Below are 17871 nucleotides of genomic sequence, written 5' to 3'. Positions count from 1 at the left end.
CCTGTCAAATTCAACACACCGTTCGTTTACGGGTTAGGCACAATTCGCAGCAGATTCCCGTTCTTGTCATATTGATAATCGAATATCACTTTGCCATCCAGTTCAACCGTATCCAGTCTTCCTGCCGCATCATAAATATATTTGTAATTCTGGGATACCCCTTTGCTTACCGCGTTGCTTGGATCCGAGTAGTTCCCGGCAGCATCCTTCGTCTTCACGGTAAACACATAGCTTTGCTGCGGGTTCAGATTGCTCAATTCGTAGAAAAGCTCTCTTGTCTCACCGACGAGTTGGCCGCCATCATAAATTTCATAGCTGACTCTGCCGGCATCATCCGTTGCAGCTTTCCAGACAAGCTTGATGCTGGTCGGCGTCACATTCGTTCCGATCAGGCCAACAGGGGCTGACGGTTTGGTTTGGTCCTGCGGCACATCCGGGATGATCTGGATGGCATTCAGCCTCCCCAGTAAAGGCTGTTGGTCCGCATCCTTCAGTTCACTGATCAGGCTGCGGGCGGTGTTGATATCAGACTGAAGCTTGGAAGCCTCCGCTTTTTCAACTGCTTTTACAGCTTCCGCCAGCGTTTTTTCATATAAATCCGCCTCAATCGTCTCAACCGCTTCAATCGATACGTTACCAACCCGGTCTGTTGTTTTTGCATAAACGGTCACCGTATCCTGAAGGCTTACCGTAAACGTGGAGGCATAGTCTGCCCATATGCCCTGATCACCCAGTCTGTATTCGGTTTTACTTACTCCGCTGAGTGCATCCGTCCCAGGTGTCACCGTGATATTTGCCCCTGTCCCGCTGGGATTCAACTCGCTCTGAATAACGGGTTCCGTTGGCGCTGTGCGGTCGATTCTCGGTTCAGCCACCGTTTCATCACTGATATTGCCTGCCGCATCGACAACCCTCCCGTAGATTTTGACGCCTTCCTCGCCGAACATGAAGGGAGACTGGAAGTCTGTCCAGGTGCCGGTATCCCCGATTTTGTATTGCATCTTATAAGAAATCCCTCCACTAGGATTGTTTGGATGAGACATCCCGACTTTGATATCCTGATTGGTCCAATCCATAATGCTCAAGCCTACTAACGGTCTGATTGGTTTGGTACGAATAATCCTGGCAACGGCGGATGTCTCGCCACTGATATTGCCCGCTCGATCCACAGTCCGGGCATACACTGTCGTTGCTCCTTCTTGAGTCACCTGAAAAGGTCCGGTATAATCCGTCCAAGCCCCCGAGCTGCCGACCCTGTACTGAGATTTGAGCACACCGCTCATAGCATCTTGTCCATTCGTTACGGTCACCGTGACATCCTTGGATGTGTACGCCGTTTCACTTAACGTAATGGAAGGCACAGTTGGAGGCGTGCGGTCAATATTTCCGTTGGATTGAGCGGTCTCTCCGATATTACCAGCATTATCGATGGTGCGAGCATATACCACGAGGTTTTCCTGATTAATGGTTACTGGGCCGGTATAGTCGGTCCAGGCCCCGCTGTCTCCAAGCTTGTATTGGCTTCGATTGACACCACTCTCCCCATTGTCCGCGCCATGCTGAAGCGTAAACTGCTTGCTTCCGTTCCAACTGCTATCCATATTGATCGTTGGTCGGTTTGGAGCCAGCTTATCGATATAGATTACACCGATACTTTCCTGGCCCACGTTGCCAGCATTGTCAATGGTACGGGCATGGACGACGCTTTGTCCGTTGGCGGATATATTATAAGTGCTTGTATAGGTTTGCCATCCTATACTGGTGGCACCTGTTACCGCGATTTCGCTGCGGGATACGCCGGACTGGCTGTCTGCCCCGTGAATGTTAACTCCAACCGTGACATCTGTATTGCTCCAGCCGGTGCGGCTGATATAGATAGCCGGTGAAGCTGGAGCTGTCCGGTCGATGTAAGCGCTGGCTGTGCTGACCCCGCTGACATTGCCCTCCACATCTACAGCTCTTGCACTAATGATCGTTTGCCCGGGGTTGGTAATCGTAATTGGGCTGCTATACCCGGTCCAACCCAGATTGTGCGCTCCCTGCAAGCTGTACTCATACCTGGCCACTCCACCGGTATCGGTGCTTCCTCCGATAGAAACTGCGACATTCCCTTGGGTATATCCCGGAGGATTGACCGATATGACCGGATTGGTTGGAGGCGTTACATCTCTTTGATAGATGGTGATGCTTACCGTGCTAAGGATATTCGTCTTATTGGTTTTAAAACCAACCTGGATCCTGTTGGTCATAGGCTCACTATTATTTTGAGAAAGCATATAGGATGCGGAACCGCCATTACGTGAATATTTTAGGGTAGTGTCTTGAACAACAAAGCTGCTGCCAGAGAAACGAGAATCATCCGCTATAATGTTGTAATACCCCATCGCCTGGCCGCTCGAATACTCGCCTTGAATACTAGAAGAAAATTTCCAAGAGATATCTATCCGGTAATTTCCATACTCACTACTAGGGATATTTGTATCATATACCAGATAAGAACTGCTCATATATCTGTCAAAACTGCTGGTGTGGCTGTAGATTGCTTTCCATTCACCCGCAGCGTTTGCTTTTGAAGAAGGATAAAATCCTACAATTGAAACTATTAAAAACATTGCCGCTAAAATAAAACATAATTGTCTTCCTGCTCGTTTTCTTTTCATATTGCTCCCCTTTTTTAGCAAGACTCTAAAATTGCCGACTATGATTCTGTGGCTTTATGGACATACCTCCAATGTGATATATTCAATAAAAAAAACATGTTAACAATTTAACATCGGAAATCATGCGGCAAGAGTTTTTAGCGTAACTTGTCGCATAAACACTACGTTTGTCGAACAATATTCCCCTGTATTACTCAGAAACTATGGGTCATCATCAATACATTCGGTTTTAGCACAAAAAAACAACCTGAGCCTGTATAAATACAGAACTCAGGTTGTTTGAGCTTCTCTTTCTTTACTCTTCTTCCGCGCCGCTGGCCCATTTCTTCGCCTGCATGCTGCGCTGCAACAGGATCAGCAGCAAACCTGCGGTCAGAGAAAGCCACACGGCAGACCATCGTCCAGCCCCTCCTGCGAGCAGCGGCAGCCACAGAATAACTGCCGCAGGGAGCACAAGCCGCATGTAGAAACGAAGAAAGGCGGTCCGACGGGCCCCTTCCGGGATCGGATACAACTGCAGCCACAAGGAATCCCGGTGCGCCTGCCGCAAGGAGGTAAGCTGCACTCCGATTAAAAATACGAACAGCAGATATACAGCGCTGCTCATCCAGCTCTCGCTCAGTATCCAGATTAGCATCAGACCCAGCAGCAGTAGGCGGCTCACGATGCCTGCAGGCTCTGTACGGACAAAGGTCTTCACCAGCAAATAACGGTAAGCCGCTTCCTTCTTCCACGGAATGCGGCTACCGAGCCAAGCCAGCCAGCGTCGGCGCGTTACCCGCCGAGTCCATTCCGGAACATCCACGAACCAGCCGAGGGTACGCATCACCCGCCCTGCTTGCGCCTGCTCTACCCAGATTAAATGCTCCCACGGGACCCGATGCTTAACGGGCAGGCGCAGGACGACATAATACAGAGCCGCTACCAGCAGGATAAACGGCAGACTGTGCAGCGGAGGCTGCCATACCCAGGCACCGATGGTAAGGGCCGCAAGAACCCACCGCAGCAGACGGTAAGCGGCAGCCATCCCGCGCGAAGCCATGCGCAGCTCCTGCCAGCCTCCATAGCTGAACAGAAGCTTCAGCAGCACGAGCAGAAGCAAGAACCATAATAGGGGCCGCGGAGACTCTTCGCTGCGGATATATATCGGCCACAGCACCGTCAGCAGAAGCAACAGACCTATCGTTTTGTAGACTACACCGCTGATTTTGGCGGCACTAAAATAGATATGCATCCGATATTCCTGCGGGCGTAAAAACACGATATCCGCGTCGTTCAGGTACGTGCGGAAGCTGCTCCAGGCCACAGGCAGCGCAAGCAGCAGCATGATCCACCGGATGGGCAGGTCCGGCGGAAGGTTAAGGATAAAGGATGTATACGAGGCGGCAAAGACAATCATGAAGATCATGAACAGGGCAGCCAAACCGCTTTGCAGAACGTAACCAAGATACGGGAGCACCTGCCCCCAGAATGCGGCTCGTCTCTCACTGTGCAGTGCTTTCAAATCCATCGTTATTTCCTGTCCTGCACGAGAGAATAAAATACGTCTTCAAGGGGAATGCCCGGTTTCCCCGCCTGCTCCCTGACCTCATCCAGTGTGCCCTGTGCAATGACAACCCCCTGATGAAGTACAATGAAACGGTCGCAGTAATTTTCAATGGTGGATAAAATATGCGAGCTCAGCAGAATCGAAGAGCCGGAGCGCTTGATCTCCAGCATAAAATCAAGCAGCGAACGGATACCGAGCGGATCAAGGCCCAGAAACGGCTCGTCGATAATATACAGCGGCGGGCCTGCCAGAAAAGCACACATAATCATCACCTTCTGCCGCATCCCTTTGGATAGGTGTATCGACAGACTGCCGCTTTTGTCACGCATACGGAACAAGTCCAGCAAATGCTCTGTCCTGGACTGAAAATCCGCCTCACTTACCCCGTAAGCTCTGGCCGTGAATTCCAGATGCTCCATCACGGTCAGCTCGGGATACAGCTCAGGCGCTTCAGGAACAAACGCAATTGCCCCTTGATATTGCTCGGGGTTCTCCTCCCTCATACGCCCGTTTACACGGATCTCTCCGCGCTGCGGAGTCATCAGCCCCAGAATATGCTTCATTGTTGTGCTTTTTCCAGCCCCGTTCAGGCCGATCAGACCGATCATTTCCCCTGGCTGCACATCCAGCGAAATATCGTGCAGCACCGGACGCTTCGCACTGTAGCCGCCCGTCAGTCCGCTAATTTGCAGAACAGGATTCTTCTGCATAACTTCCCCTTCTTTCCGTCCGGCGCTCCGCCCCTGCGGCAGCTCCCCGGATATCGTTGTTGTACCGATCTTACTCAGGCTGCCGGCCCTTCTCTTTCAACCATCTTGGGGCCCCTTTGTTCTTCCGGTCACGCTCCCGCTCGCTTTTGCTTTTAGTCCCGTTCTGTGCCTGTCCGCCTTTGCGCGCGGCAGGACGCGCCTGTTTTATGCCGCTGTCCGCAGCGGCTGCGGCCGGGCGGGATGCTTCCTTCATACCTTTATCCGCAGCAGGAGCAGCAGGACGGGCAGCTTCCGGCTTACGCTTGGCTGGTGCCGGTCTACGCACGGATGCTGAACCTGGCTCGGCTACCATCCCGTTCCGCAGGATGCGTTCGTGAATTTCCTCCCCGATGTCACGGGAAAACTTGCGTACGATAAAACGCTCACGTTCGGTAACAATCGAGATGACCGTCCCCTGACGGCCCATACGACCAGTCCGTCCGGCACGGTGTATGTAATGCTCCGAATCCGTCGCCGGGTCGAAATGAATGACCATGTCCAAACCCTCGATATCCAAGCCTCGTGCCGCCACATCCGTCGCCACCAGCAGCTTGAGCTTGTCCGCCCGAAATTGGGACAGAACCGTGGCTCGGGTTACTTTATCCGCATCCCCATAGAGAGCGGCTGTCTTCAGCCCCAAGTGGTTCAGCTTGGCTTCCAATTCCCCGATCGTGTCGGTGACATTAACAAACACAATGGCCTTGCGCGGATTATACTGCCGTACGATGCGGCGCAGCGTGTCCACTTTATCCCGTTCTTCACAGACGAAATAATAATGCTCCAGCCCAGCCGCCGTCACACGCTCCGGCTCGATGCCAACCTCAGCCGGGTTCTTCATTTCCCGGCCCGCCATTGCGCGGATATCCCCATTGATCGTAGCCGACAGGAACACAAGCTGTCTGTCGCGCATGGCGCTATCGATAATCCGATTTACTTCCCCTGCATCGCCCAGTTGAAAGATCTGATCCACTTCATCCACTACGATGGTGGAGATGTTATGCATCTTCAGCTTCTTCAGAGCAATCAGCTCCCGCACACGGCCCGGCGTGCCTACCACCAGCCGCGGGTGCTCGCGCAGCTTCTCAATCTGCCGCTTCACCGCCGCTCCGCCGATCAGTCCGAGTACCCCCACTTCGTCTTCCATATAACGCTGCGCTTCACGAACGATCTGCATGGCCAGCTCCTGGCTCGGGGCCAGCACCAATTTCTGCGTGGCTTTCAGCTCCGGATTGATGCTTTGCAAAATCGGCAGCAAATAAGCCAACGTTTTCCCCGTGCCAGTCTGGGAGCGGGCTATAACATCCCTGCCTTCCAGTACAAGCGGAATTGCTTCCTGCTGGACGGGAGACGGCTCCTCAATTCCATGCTCGGCCAGTTTGGCTGCAAGAGCACCGGATACGCCAAGCGCTTCAAAATTAGATTTCATGAACAAGTCCAACCCCTATACGTAAATTCAAACGGATCTGTCTATATGTTACGTTCCCCCGCTCATGGAAGCAGAAGGTTCCTGCAAAATCAAATCCTCTTTCCGATATCCATTATATGCGAATACACGCCATTCACCAAATGCGACCAGACACAAAAGGCCAAGACAGGTGGACTCCAACCTGTTCTCAGCCTTTTAACCCACACCAGAAATCGCAGGAAGTTCTTTTTGACTAGCCGATTCCTGTTTAATGGTTCTTAGCATTGGATCTACGCACGGAGTTAGCGGAGGGAACGAAGTAATTCCGGAAAAGCGAAGCGTTCGCCTTTGGCCCGAAGGGTCAACAGCGATTGCAGGAATGCTTCGTTCCCGGAGCATCTCAGAACAGCCAATCGGTCCGCCTCCGATCAACAGAACTTCCGTTTATTTCTTATTCATCATTCTGTAAGTCAGCCTGTCCGCCAACCTGGGGAACAAAGAGTACAGCTTGATTCCAGCCGCAGCCACATAAGGAAGATTCACCTCTTCTTTATGCTTCTCCATAGCTGAGATCATATGCTTCGCTACTCTTTCCGCTTTCATCATGAACCAACGGATGCTGCCGACATACCCGCCGGACGGATCAGCCAAATCAAAGAAAGGTGTGTCAATCGGTCCCGGATTGATGGTCGAAACCGTGATCCCTGTCCCGCGCAGCTCCTGCCGCAGGGCATTGCTGAGTCCGATCACCGCATGCTTGGTTGCCGTGTAGGACGCAGATTTGGCTGTTCCGATTTTGCCGGCCATAGAGGCTACATTCACAATCTGTCCGGACCCGCGCTCCAGCATGCCGGGTAAAACCGCCTTTATACAATGGACGGCCCCCATATAATTGACATCCATCATGCTTTGGAACTCGGAAACCGCCATATCCGTCATCCGTTCAAATTTGCCATACCCTGCATTATTAAGCAGAATGTCGATTCTGCCGTACTGGCTTAGCACAAGATCGATGACGTGGAAGACCTGCTCGTTATCCGTTACATCCAGTACGAACCATTCATGCTTGCCGTTCAAGCCTGAGGATATGTGCTGCAATCGATCCGCGGAACGGGCAGTAAGGATCGGAACCGCTCCCTTTTCAACCAGCATTTGGGCGCATATGGCCCCTAGACCGCTTGAAGCCCCTGTAATAAAAACAACTTTGCCTTGAAGACTGCTCATCGCTACCCCTCTTTAAAAGAAGATTATTCTTTTAATATTAGGAGATTATCACTTGAATATCCAGTTCACCGATCCCATCGATCATTAACGGAATACTCAATGCCTTGGTGGAACCCCAAGATGTCATATGGACGGATTTCAAAACCTGAGGGGGAGTGATGTCTACAGTGACACCCTGATTGGATAAAATAGTGCTGGCGTTGCCACTGATCATGTTGCCTAATTCGGATATGGCGCTCTGCCCCATCTCGTCCATCTCTGTCAGCACAAAGCCGCCCATCATAAGGGAGACCAGACGCAGCGCAACCTGTTCATGCAAGCCGAACACCACGTTGCCGCTCATCTGTCCGGTCATGCCGATCATGATCCAGATATGATCATCAATCAGCTCTACATTTTTAACAGCCAGATTTCCCGTTGAGGGAGACACTTGAATCAGTTGTTCAATAACATTCCGCGCCGATTCCAGAAACGGATTAATTACTTCAGCCTTCACGATATCCTCGGCCCCTTTTCAATGGGTTTTTGGTCACACTTCCAAAGTCCTAAAATAATCAGGAACATTATGCTTTAGTTTTTAAAATAAAACATATATTCACAAGAAAACGAGTGTTTATTAAGCCGCGTAACCTTCTTCATGCTTTATCGTCAAATCTCATCAGTTTTGTTATAGCAGGTACCTTTTTTTTGTGATAAATGTCCTATTATAAATTGTATGGATAATCATATTTTTTTAGAAACCAGCCAAAAATAGGTCTTTAGTCTATGAAGGGTCATAATATTACACAGCCGTTCAAGCTGTTACATTGCCCTGATGCCAGGAATCCCCTATAATTTAAGGAATATGGAGAGAACGAAAACAGCTAGTCCAGCCTTATTCGCTGCAGATTAACCGAACAGAGAGAGGAGGCAGTGTCCACATGAACATCAGTCAACTGGAGACATTAATAACGATATCCAAGACCATGAGCTTCCGAAAAGCAGGGGAGCTGTTGAATTTAACACAGCCTGCCGTGTCCGCACAAATTAAAAGCCTTGAAGATGAATTTAAAACGGTGTTGGTGGATCGCAATCAGCCTGTGACACTGACCGACCGCGGCAAGGTGTTTCTGGAGCATGCCGAACGAATTCTCGATGTAGTGGAGGAGCTCCGCCAGAAGCTTTCCGATTTGAACGAAACGCCGCAAGGTCATATCGTGCTCGGAACGACAACGTCCATTGCTATTCAAATTTTGCCGCGTGTGCTGTTTTACTTTCAGGATCAGTTTCCACTGATCAAAACTTCAATACAATCCATGGCTTCCTCTGCTATATACCAGCAGGTCGAGAACGGCATGATCGATGTCGGCATCGGGTATCTGATTGAGCGCAACCCGAATTTGAGCACCTCGGTACTATATTATGATACCTTTGAACTGGTGGTGTCGCCCAGTCACCCTCTCGCCTCCCAGGCTTCGACAGCCACAATGGAATCTCTGCGGGAAATCCCGCTGATCCTGCTTTCGCCTGACACCGTGGGACGAAGGTTCGTGGATGATGTGTTCAAGAAATACGGGATTGAACCGCATGTCGTTATGGAATTGTCCAGCAGCGAGGAAATCAAGCGGATGGTGGAGATCAACCTCGGGGCGGCAATTATTTCCAAACAATCCGTCACCCCCGAGACCCGGGCGGGCACGCTGAAAATCATTCCGATCCACGAGCTGGAGGTCAGCCACCCCGTCGGTGTCATTTATAAATCGAGCCGCTATCTGAACTCGGCTATGCGGCAGTTTATCAGCGATCTGAAGGGCATGCCGGAAGCCCATTTTATCAGTTCCGAATAATAACAGGAGGCGTGTTGCTTATGAAATTCGATCTGCATACCCATCACTTCCGCTGCGGCCATGCTGACGGCAATATCCGCGATTATATCGAGGCCGGGATCCAGGCAGGTCTGCAGGTCATCGGCATCTCTGATCACTCCCCTTTCCTTTGCAGCGAGGAAGATCAAGCTTTCCCACATATCTATATGGCCAAGTCCCAGCTTGCGGCGTATGTGCAGGAAGTGCTGCAGTTGAAAAAAGAATATGCGGGGCGGATCGATGTTCTGCTCGGGCTGGAGACGGACTATTTTCCCGAATATGCGGAGCTGTACCGCTCTACCCTGGCCCAATACCCCTTCGACTACCTGATCGGCTCTGTACATAATACCGAAGGAATCAGCATCTTTAATAAAAACCGTTGGAATAATTTGAGCACAGCCCGCAAAATCGCCGTCAAGCAAGGCTATTATGAGCTGATCGCCGAATCAGCGCGCAGCGGCATGTTCCAGATTCTCGGCCATATTGATGCTATGAAGGGGAACTACCCTCTATTCTCGGAAATAACGGCTGATGAATCCGTGGAACGGGCACTGAAGATCATCGGTGAATGCGGTGTCGCCATCGAGATCAATACCTCGGGCAAAACCAAGCTTGTCGGCGGATGGTATCCGTCCGATGCCATCCTGGAACGGGCGCTTCATTACGGAGTGGCGGTTACCTTCGGCTCCGATGCCCATGTTCCTTCCCGCGTCGGCGATGAGTGGGAGCAGGTGCGGACGAGGCTGCGGGAAATCGGCTTTACGGAGTGGGTGTACTATAAGGAGAAGAAAAAGGTGACGGTGCCTTTATAAAGGTATCGTCAGATGCTCCCGCAGCAATAAATTACCGGTACCGAAGGGATTTCCCTCCACACATGCAGGCCAATTGGAAGGTTCAGCAAAAAAAGAGGACCCGTTTCCGGGTCCGAAAAGCATGTATATTATTCAAAAGGGGGTCATGTCTGTATTGTACCTCCTTTCTGTTAGAGCTTTTTTGCATTCATGTTTCATTTATGTAACAAAATCTAGTTATTCTTGTTATTAATAACATCCATAGCAAAATAGATTTCAGATGTCAGCTCATATACGAGCACACCATCCTGGTCATCCTTCAAACCCGGCATTCCGATCCGGCGGAGGTAACGGAAGCCGTTCTTCATCAGAACCTTTGCGGAAGCCGTATTTTGCTCATGGCAGCGCCCCTCAATCCGCTTCAGATCCAGGCTGTCCATTCCGAAGGAAAGCAAGCCCCCGACAGCCTCTGCCGCGAGGCCACGCCCCCAATATGTCGGATCAAGCAGGTAACCGACCTGTGCCTCCCCCTTTCGCTCATGCCAATGCTGAAACGAAACGAGCCCGGACAGCCGCTCCGTGTCGTCCGGAACGATGACATAATGAATGGAATCCAGCGTAGCGGAGCCGGATTGGATTTCCCGGAACAGCCGGCCTGCCCGTTCAACAGGTGGCCTGCGGTTCCGGTTCATATACTTTATGACCTCCGGCAGCGACAAAAGCGATCGCAGCGTCTGATAGTCCTCCACGACAAGCGGCCGGAGCTTCAGGCGTTCTGTATGAAGCTCCGGCAGCCCGCTCAGCAGGCTTTGTCTCGTCAGCATGTTCCTCCTCCTTCGCCAAGCCCCGGACCAGCCGATTTGCTCTGGGGACGAAATCCTCCTTAATCCTGAAGCCCTCTGTAGATGCCTGTTCTCAATTCACGCACGTAATAATCAAGCGACGGGACTCCGGCTTTCTCAGCCTGGGCAACAGCCAATTCAATATCGTAAGGGACACGCATAAACTGAATAGAGAACGGCGCGTTCTCCCTGCTGCCGAGCATCCCCTCCAGGATGCAGTACGACGCCTGCGTCATATCCAGCGGGTTGCCGACGCTTCCCACATTAAAGAGCGTCTTCCCGCGCAAATGCTGTAGAAAGGCATTGTGCACATCACCATAACCGACGATATCCGGTTCAAACCTGGCTACAGCTTCTTCATCCGGAAGCGGATCGAACATGGCCAGCCGCTTCTCTGCCGGGTCCCAGGGCTGTACACGGTGATATACACTCTGCGGGGATGCATGGAGCAACCGAATCCGTCTTCCGCTCATGATCACGTCATGCTGGAAGGGCAGGCTCGCAAGATAAGCAACACGCTCCGGACCGAGCCGCTGCGCATGCCAACTGAAATTGTCGTCCTCCTGTCTGCCGACCAGCTCATCCCAATTGCCACGAACCACCACCTCACACCGGGTGCGCACCTGGTCTGTCACTTCCACTGGATTCGGACCTTTGCCCACGAGATCTCCGAGACAGAAGATGCGGCTAATCCCCCTCGCATCGATATCCTTCACTACGGCATCCCATGCCTCCAAATTCCCGTGTATATCCGAAACAACCGCTACACGCTCCATCTTATCATTCCCTTTCTCCGCTGTATGCACCGGCTTCTGCCGGGCAAGCGGCGATCATGATCAGAGTGCCGTTCTCAAGGTTATCAGCGAAATTTCAGGTCGGCACAGCACACGGATCGGAAGATGCGTCATTCCAACCCCCCTGCTGACATAAAGCGGCATCGCATCCGCACCAACCCTGTACAGCCCCTGTACGTACTTGCGTCCGCCGGGCGGTGTGAGCACAGCCCCGAGCAATGGAACTCTGACCTGTCCTCCGTGGCTGTGGCCTGAAAGCTGCATATCAAATCCGTATCTGACAGCGGTATCGGCATAATCCGGCTCGTGCATCAGCAGCAGCTTGAACATAGCGTAAGGGAGTCCCTGCAGTGCCGCTTCGGGGTCCGGCGTGCTGAGGAGAAGATCCTCCAGCCCAACTACCGCCATGCTTTCTCCGTCTTTATGGATGACATAATGCTCATTTTTCAGCAGGGTGAAGCCGGTCTTTTTATATAAAGCCTCCACCCCTTCCGGTATTCCACGATAGTCATGATTGCCAAGAATCGCGAATTTACCCAGAGGAGCACTCATGGACTTCAGGATCGGCACGGAACCGGTCATGGAATCGGCATAATCGTCGACGATATCTCCCGTGAAGCAGATCATATCCGGCCTCAGCCCGCCGATGATGGTAGCAAGACGGCGCATGTCATCTTCATTCTTAAAAAAACCCAGATGCATGTCGCTAAAATGCAGCACCCGCATATCGTTAAAGCTCGCCGGGAGCTTCGGCAGCCGCAGCGTGAATTGCGTGATCTCCAAATTGCCCGGCTCCCACACCGCTGCATATCCTCCGGCAACAGCAGCCGTTCCCACAGCAGCGGCAGTGGCTTTCTTCAAAAAGCTGCGCCTGGAAATCCGCATCTGCTGAACCTGCCCCCTATTTGAAGCTGTCCCGCCATAGTCACGTGAAGACAGAACCGTATCTTCCCCATCATTCAGTGCCGGACGATGATTATGCTGACTTTTCCCCATGGTCAGTTCGTCACTCCAATCCCGTCATTCCTCTTCTTTATCTGCATGCTTATCTTCACTTTCAATAAAAATTTTACGAAAAACGCTGTATATGGAGAGCGCATAGGTTAGCGTCATAAAGCTGAAGCATACCTCCATAATCACAACCAAACGCGCGGTATTGTCCCTCTGCGATATCTGCACCATCTTGGGAGGTTATAGCCTTGCTGTTTATTTTAACATACTTGTACTTGAACAGGCTAAATAGCGCTTTTGAAGCACTTGCGTTCGTTTTTGATGCTCAAAATAACCAATAGATTTCAGTAAAAATAAAAACAACCGCTCCCGATTGAATACCGAGAAGCGGTTGCTTGTTTAGACGCTTAACCAGCGCTTGAACATGCGCTTTGTGGTTTCCTTGTTCATTTCCGCGATTGAAGTCGTCAACGGAATGCCTTTCGGGCAGGAGCGCACACAGTTCTGCGAATTGCCGCAGCCCTCGATTCCGTCATCTTCCATCAGCGCGTCCAGACGCTCATCCTTGTTCATCTCGCCGGTGGGATGACTGTTGAACAGGCGCACCTGGGAAATCGCGGCTGGCCCGATAAAGTTCGTCTTATCGTTGACATTCGGACATGCTTCCACACAGACACCGCAGGTCATGCATTTAGACAGCTCATATGCCCATTGGCGCTTCTTCTCGGCCATACGAGGCCCAGGACCGAGATCATAGGTTCCATCAATCGGTATCCATGCCTTCACCTTCTTGAGCGCTCTGAACATACGGCTCCGGTCAATGACCAAATCCCGTACGACTGGGAAAGTGCTCATCGGAGCCACGCTGATCGGCTGCTCCAGCTTGTCGACCAGAGCGGCACAGGCCTGACGAGGCTTGCCGTTAATGACCATCGAGCAGGCACCACACACCTCTTCAAGACAATTGGACTCCCAGCATACCGGAGCCGTGCCTCCTCCTCCGCTGTTGACCGGATTACGCTGAATCTCCTGCAACGCACTGATGACGTTCATTCCCGGGCGATACGGCACTTCAAATTCTTCTTTGTACGGTGCCGATTCCGGTGTGTCCTGGCGGGTAATTAAAAATTTCACCGTTTTGGTCACTGTAGACATCGTTTTCCATCCTTTCCTCCGCCCCTGCCTTCCATTTGAAGGACGGGGCGGGCAGCTTAGCTGCATGTATTAAAAGCAAGTGTCGATCGTTAATAGTCAATTCTCATTTACTCTTGGAGTAATCGCGAATCCGTGGAGGAATCAGCGAAACGTCGATCGGCTCATAGGAAATTTCCGGTCCGTCAGGCGTCCAAGCGGCAATCGTCGTTTTGAGGAAATCCTCGTCATTGCGATCCGGGTAATCCGGCTTGTAATGCGCGCCCCGGCTTTCGTTGCGCAGCAGCGCCCCTTTGGTCATCGCCTCGGCCAGTTCAAGCATGTTCCAGAGCTGACGTGTGAAGGCCGCGCTGGAATTATTCCAGCGTGACGCATCATTAATATTGATTTTGGTGTAGCGTTCCTTCAATTCCTTGATCTTATTAATCGTACCTTCCAGCTTGTCATTATAGCGAACGACTGTCATATTGTTGGTCATCCACTCGCCCAGCTCCTTGTGAATGACATAGGCGTTCTCGTTTCCTTCATTACGCAGAATTTTTTCGTATTTCTCCGTCTGTCTCGTTTTATGACCTTCGAATACGGAGGAAGACACGTCCTGCGCCGATTTCTTCAGGCCTTTGATGTACTCCACTGCTTTAGGCCCGGCAACCATGCCGCCGAAGATAGCGGATAGGAGAGAGTTAGCCCCGAGACGGTTGGCGCCATGATATTGGTATTCGCATTCTCCGGCAGCGAACAGTCCCGGAATGTTGGTCATCTGGTTGTAATCGACCCACATGCCGCCCATGGAGTAATGCACCGCCGGGAATATTTTCATCGGAAGCTTGCGCGGGTCATCCCCTACAAACTTTTCATAAATTTCGATAATACCGCCGAGCTTAACGTCCAGCTCCTTCGGATCTTTATGGGACAGGTCCAGGTACACCATGTTCTCACCGTTAATCCCCAGTCCCTGATCTACGCAGACGCTGAAGATTTCACGGGTAGCGATATCACGCGGCACAAGGTTGCCATATGCCGGATACTTCTCTTCGAGGAAGTACCATGGCTTGCCATCCTTGTAGGTCCAGATCCGTCCCCCTTCACCACGCGCGGATTCGGACATCAGCCGCAGCTTGTCGTCACCCGGAATGGCCGTTGGATGAATTTGGATGAATTCGCCGTTGGCGTAGCGCACGCCCTGCTGGTACACCGCTCCGGCTGCAGTACCTGTGTTGATGACAGAGTTCGTCGTCTTGCCGAAAATAATCCCGGGTCCGCCGGATGCCAGAATGACCGCATCCGCCGCAAACGTCTGCACCTCCATTGTCTTCAGATCCTGGGCTACGATGCCACGGCAAATGCCCTCGTCGTCAATAACAGCCTGCAGGAACTCGGAGTTCTCAAACTTCGTGACTAGACCCGCTGATTCCCAGCGGCGTACTTGCTCGTCCAGAGCGTACAGTAGCTGCTGTCCTGTCGTCGCGCCCGCAAACGCTGTACGGTGATGCTGAGTTCCGCCGAAGCGGCGGAAATCCAGCAGGCCTTCAGGTGTGCGGTTGAACATCACACCCATGCGGTCCATCAGGTGAATGATGCCGGGCGCGGCTTCACACATGGCTTTTACCGGTGGCTGATTCGCCAGGAAATCACCGCCATACACCGTATCGTCAAAATGAATCCAAGGGGAGTCACCCTCCCCTTTCGTATTGACCGCTCCGTTAATGCCGCCCTGCGCACATACGGAGTGCGAGCGTTTTACCGGAACCAATGAAAATAGATCTACGTTAACTCCGGCCTCAGCCGCTTTGATGGTCGCCATCAAACCGGCCAGGCCGCCGCCTACGATAATAATTCTGGATGCTGCCATAACTGCTCACTCCTTCTTGATCATGCATAGATATAATGACTCCGGGACCTGCCGTCCCTGGAAACAGAATTAAGCCTTGAACGCTCCAATCCATTGTACTGCGGCCGCTGCCTCTTGGAACTCAGCCCCGCGGAAAGCGAAGAGCGTTGCAATAAACATAATCGACATGATGGCAAAAATGCTCATGCAGATGTAAGAGGACACACGCTGTGCGCGCGGTCCGACCGTAATGCCCCAGCTTACGCAGAAGGCCCACAGACCGTTGGCAAAATGGAAGGAAACCGCTACGACGCTGATCAGATAAAGAACAAAAAACAGAGGATTGGTAACAATGTTGTGCATCAATCCGCCGAGCTCTTCATGTGTCACGTTGCCAAGCGCAACCTGAAAGCGTGTATCGTATACGTGCCAGATGATAAATACAAAAGCGATAATTCCCGTAATGCGCTGGAGGAGATATCTCCAGTTCCGCTCATAGCCGTAATTGTTCACATTCGGCTTGGCCTGATATGCGATATACAAACCATAAATGCCGTGAAACAGCAGCGGCAGATAAATGAGAAAGATCTCCAGCACCAATACAAGCGGCAGGCCGTTCAAGAACGCCACGCTCCGGTTGAAGCCTTCCTTACCACCTTCTACAGCAGTAAAGTTGGTGATCAAATGCTCAACGAAAAAAAGCCCGAGCGGAATGACACCGAGAAGCGAGTGAATCTTGCGGGAATAATACCCTTTCATACGTTGTGTTCCCCTTTCCAATAACAGCGTTTTCATAAGTGATATTCATAATGACAGCTCCCGACGGGAGGGTCCGACAAAGTGTTCCATGTTCCAACACATCCAATATTATGAACAACTTGTGTCGCTTACATGTTACTCCTTTTTATCTTATAATGGAATTGCAATATATTTATTAAATGTTATACCTTTTATGCATATAGGCTTAGAAAGCCTCTTGATCTTCTCAATCCAGCAACACCGTATAAAATTCCGCAGATAGGAGCGATATTCCTTGTTCGAAGAAATGAATGCCTATGCCATCGTAGTCGAGCAATCCAGCCTGAATAAAGCCTCAAAGCTGTTAAATTTATCACAACCGGCCCTGTCCCGTAAAATCGCCAAGCTGGAAGAGGAATTGGGGATAAAGCTGTTCAACCGCCGCGGCAAACGCCTTGAGCTGACCTCTCCCGGGCGATTCGTATACACCTTTGCATTGGAGCAGCGGCAGCGGCAAATCCGTTTCCTGCAGAAGCTATCCCAATATAAGAAGGAAGGCGGCAGCGAGCTGACGCTCGGGGCAAGCCTTACAACGATTCAGACCACCCTGCCCACACTTGTGGAGGCCTTCATGAACAAGCATCCGCATACCGAGCTCAAGCTGCTTACAGGCAAGACGCATGAAATCGTCGGGTTTGTGCGCGATAAGAAGGCCGATGCCGGCATTGTCGGCTCTGCCATTGAAGAACCGGGCTTGAGCTGTACTCCCCTGTTTGACGACCACTTGGAGCTAGTCGTGCCGCACAGTCATCCGCTGACAGATCAAAGCGGCAGCATCGGCATGTCCAAGCTGCAGGGCCTGCCGATGATCACCTTCTCCAAAGGAACCTGGTACAGACGGCTGACCGACGAATTGTTCCAACTCAGCGGAATTATGCCTGACATCCGCATGGAAATTGACTCCTTCGAGGCGATCGTTCGGCTGCTGCCAACCTGCAAGGCCGCAGCACTACTGCCGAAGTCTTATTTGCGCTCCGAGCTGCTGCGGGATAATGGTCTTGTGGCTCTTTATATTCCCGAGCTGAAAGAGACCCGGCGGACAACCTGCCTCATCTATTCCGAAACCGCCGAGCATGGTCCGGCGGCCAGACAATGGATCGGGGAAACCCGTGCTTCCTTTGCCGGTTACCGGATGGTGTGAGATAAAGAGGGGGTTCCGAGACGCTCCGAGAACGAAGCATTCCTACAATCGCTGTTGCCCCTTTGGGGCAAAGGCGACCGCTGCGCTTTTCCGGAATTGCTTCGTTTTCTCCGCTGGTATCGTGCATATCCCTCTTTTAC

The 17871-nt window shown here is 51.7% G+C and carries 15 protein-coding genes; 3 read left to right on the top strand and 12 right to left on the bottom strand.

What is annotated here, in order from left to right:
- Nucleotides 1-26 precede the first annotated feature (26 nt).
- From OIN60_RS17160 to OIN60_RS17135, 6 genes are all read right to left on the bottom strand, one after another.
- Nucleotides 27-2507: a fibronectin type III domain-containing protein gene (locus OIN60_RS17160; protein WP_305756092.1), complete on the bottom strand. Its 2481-nt coding sequence runs from the start codon at nt 2505-2507 to the stop codon at nt 27-29.
- A gap of 448 nt (nt 2508-2955) precedes the next feature.
- Nucleotides 2956-4170 (bottom strand): ABC transporter permease, encoded by a 1215-nt coding sequence (locus tag OIN60_RS17155; RefSeq protein ID WP_305756091.1) that lies wholly within the window; start codon nt 4168-4170, stop codon nt 2956-2958.
- Nucleotides 4171-4172: 2 nt separating this feature from the next.
- Entirely contained in the window at nt 4173-4919 is a 747-nt protein-coding gene (locus OIN60_RS17150) for an ABC transporter ATP-binding protein (protein ID WP_305756090.1), read from the bottom strand.
- A gap of 70 nt (nt 4920-4989) precedes the next feature.
- Nucleotides 4990-6384, bottom strand: coding sequence for a DEAD/DEAH box helicase (locus OIN60_RS17145; RefSeq protein ID WP_305756089.1), 1395 nt, complete (start codon nt 6382-6384; stop codon nt 4990-4992).
- 423 nt (nt 6385-6807) lie between these two features.
- Complete coding sequence (locus tag OIN60_RS17140; protein WP_305756088.1) at nt 6808-7587, bottom strand: SDR family NAD(P)-dependent oxidoreductase; 780 nt, start codon at nt 7585-7587, stop codon at nt 6808-6810.
- Nucleotides 7588-7624: 37 nt separating this feature from the next.
- A complete protein-coding gene (locus OIN60_RS17135; RefSeq protein ID WP_305756087.1) occupies nt 7625-8083 on the bottom strand; it encodes a chemotaxis protein CheX in 459 nt (152 codons plus the stop codon).
- A gap of 424 nt (nt 8084-8507) precedes the next feature.
- Here OIN60_RS17135 and OIN60_RS17130 point away from each other — a divergent pair, with 424 nt between their 5' ends.
- Nucleotides 8508-9413: a LysR family transcriptional regulator gene (locus OIN60_RS17130; RefSeq protein WP_305756086.1), complete on the top strand. Its 906-nt coding sequence runs from the start codon at nt 8508-8510 to the stop codon at nt 9411-9413.
- Nucleotides 9414-9433: 20 nt separating this feature from the next.
- Entirely contained in the window at nt 9434-10243 is an 810-nt protein-coding gene (locus OIN60_RS17125) for a histidinol-phosphatase (protein WP_305756085.1), read from the top strand.
- 212 nt (nt 10244-10455) lie between these two features.
- Here OIN60_RS17125 and OIN60_RS17120 read toward each other — a convergent pair whose 3' ends face one another.
- From OIN60_RS17120 to OIN60_RS17095, 6 genes are all read right to left on the bottom strand, one after another.
- Nucleotides 10456-11046 (bottom strand): GNAT family N-acetyltransferase, encoded by a 591-nt coding sequence (locus tag OIN60_RS17120; RefSeq protein ID WP_305756084.1) that lies wholly within the window; start codon nt 11044-11046, stop codon nt 10456-10458.
- A gap of 59 nt (nt 11047-11105) precedes the next feature.
- Nucleotides 11106-11840 carry a metallophosphoesterase family protein gene (locus OIN60_RS17115; protein WP_305756083.1) on the bottom strand — a complete coding sequence of 245 codons (735 nt, stop codon included), beginning with the start codon at nt 11838-11840 and terminating at the stop codon, nt 11106-11108.
- Nucleotides 11841-11900: 60 nt separating this feature from the next.
- A complete protein-coding gene (locus tag OIN60_RS17110; protein ID WP_305756082.1) occupies nt 11901-12854 on the bottom strand; it encodes a metallophosphoesterase in 954 nt (317 codons plus the stop codon).
- Between the two features lie 354 nt (nt 12855-13208).
- On the bottom strand, nt 13209-13964 hold the full coding sequence (gene sdhB / locus OIN60_RS17105) for a succinate dehydrogenase iron-sulfur subunit (protein ID WP_305756081.1): 756 nt from the start codon (nt 13962-13964) through the stop codon (nt 13209-13211).
- A gap of 103 nt (nt 13965-14067) precedes the next feature.
- Entirely contained in the window at nt 14068-15813 is a 1746-nt protein-coding gene (gene sdhA / locus OIN60_RS17100; RefSeq protein WP_305756080.1) for a succinate dehydrogenase flavoprotein subunit, read from the bottom strand.
- A gap of 69 nt (nt 15814-15882) precedes the next feature.
- On the bottom strand, nt 15883-16551 hold the full coding sequence (locus tag OIN60_RS17095; RefSeq protein WP_305756079.1) for a succinate dehydrogenase cytochrome b558 subunit: 669 nt from the start codon (nt 16549-16551) through the stop codon (nt 15883-15885).
- A 274-nt stretch (nt 16552-16825) separates the two neighbouring features.
- Here OIN60_RS17095 and OIN60_RS17090 point away from each other — a divergent pair, with 274 nt between their 5' ends.
- Nucleotides 16826-17731, top strand: coding sequence for a LysR family transcriptional regulator (locus OIN60_RS17090; RefSeq protein WP_305756078.1), 906 nt, complete (start codon nt 16826-16828; stop codon nt 17729-17731).
- The last annotated feature ends 140 nt before the right edge of the window (nt 17732-17871 follow it).

This window comes from Paenibacillus zeirhizosphaerae (assembly GCF_030705605.1).
GTDB lineage: Bacteria > Bacillota > Bacilli > Paenibacillales > Paenibacillaceae > Paenibacillus > Paenibacillus zeirhizosphaerae.
The sequence above is the reverse complement of the archived record's forward strand: the minus strand, read 5'-3'. Positions and strand labels throughout refer to the sequence as shown.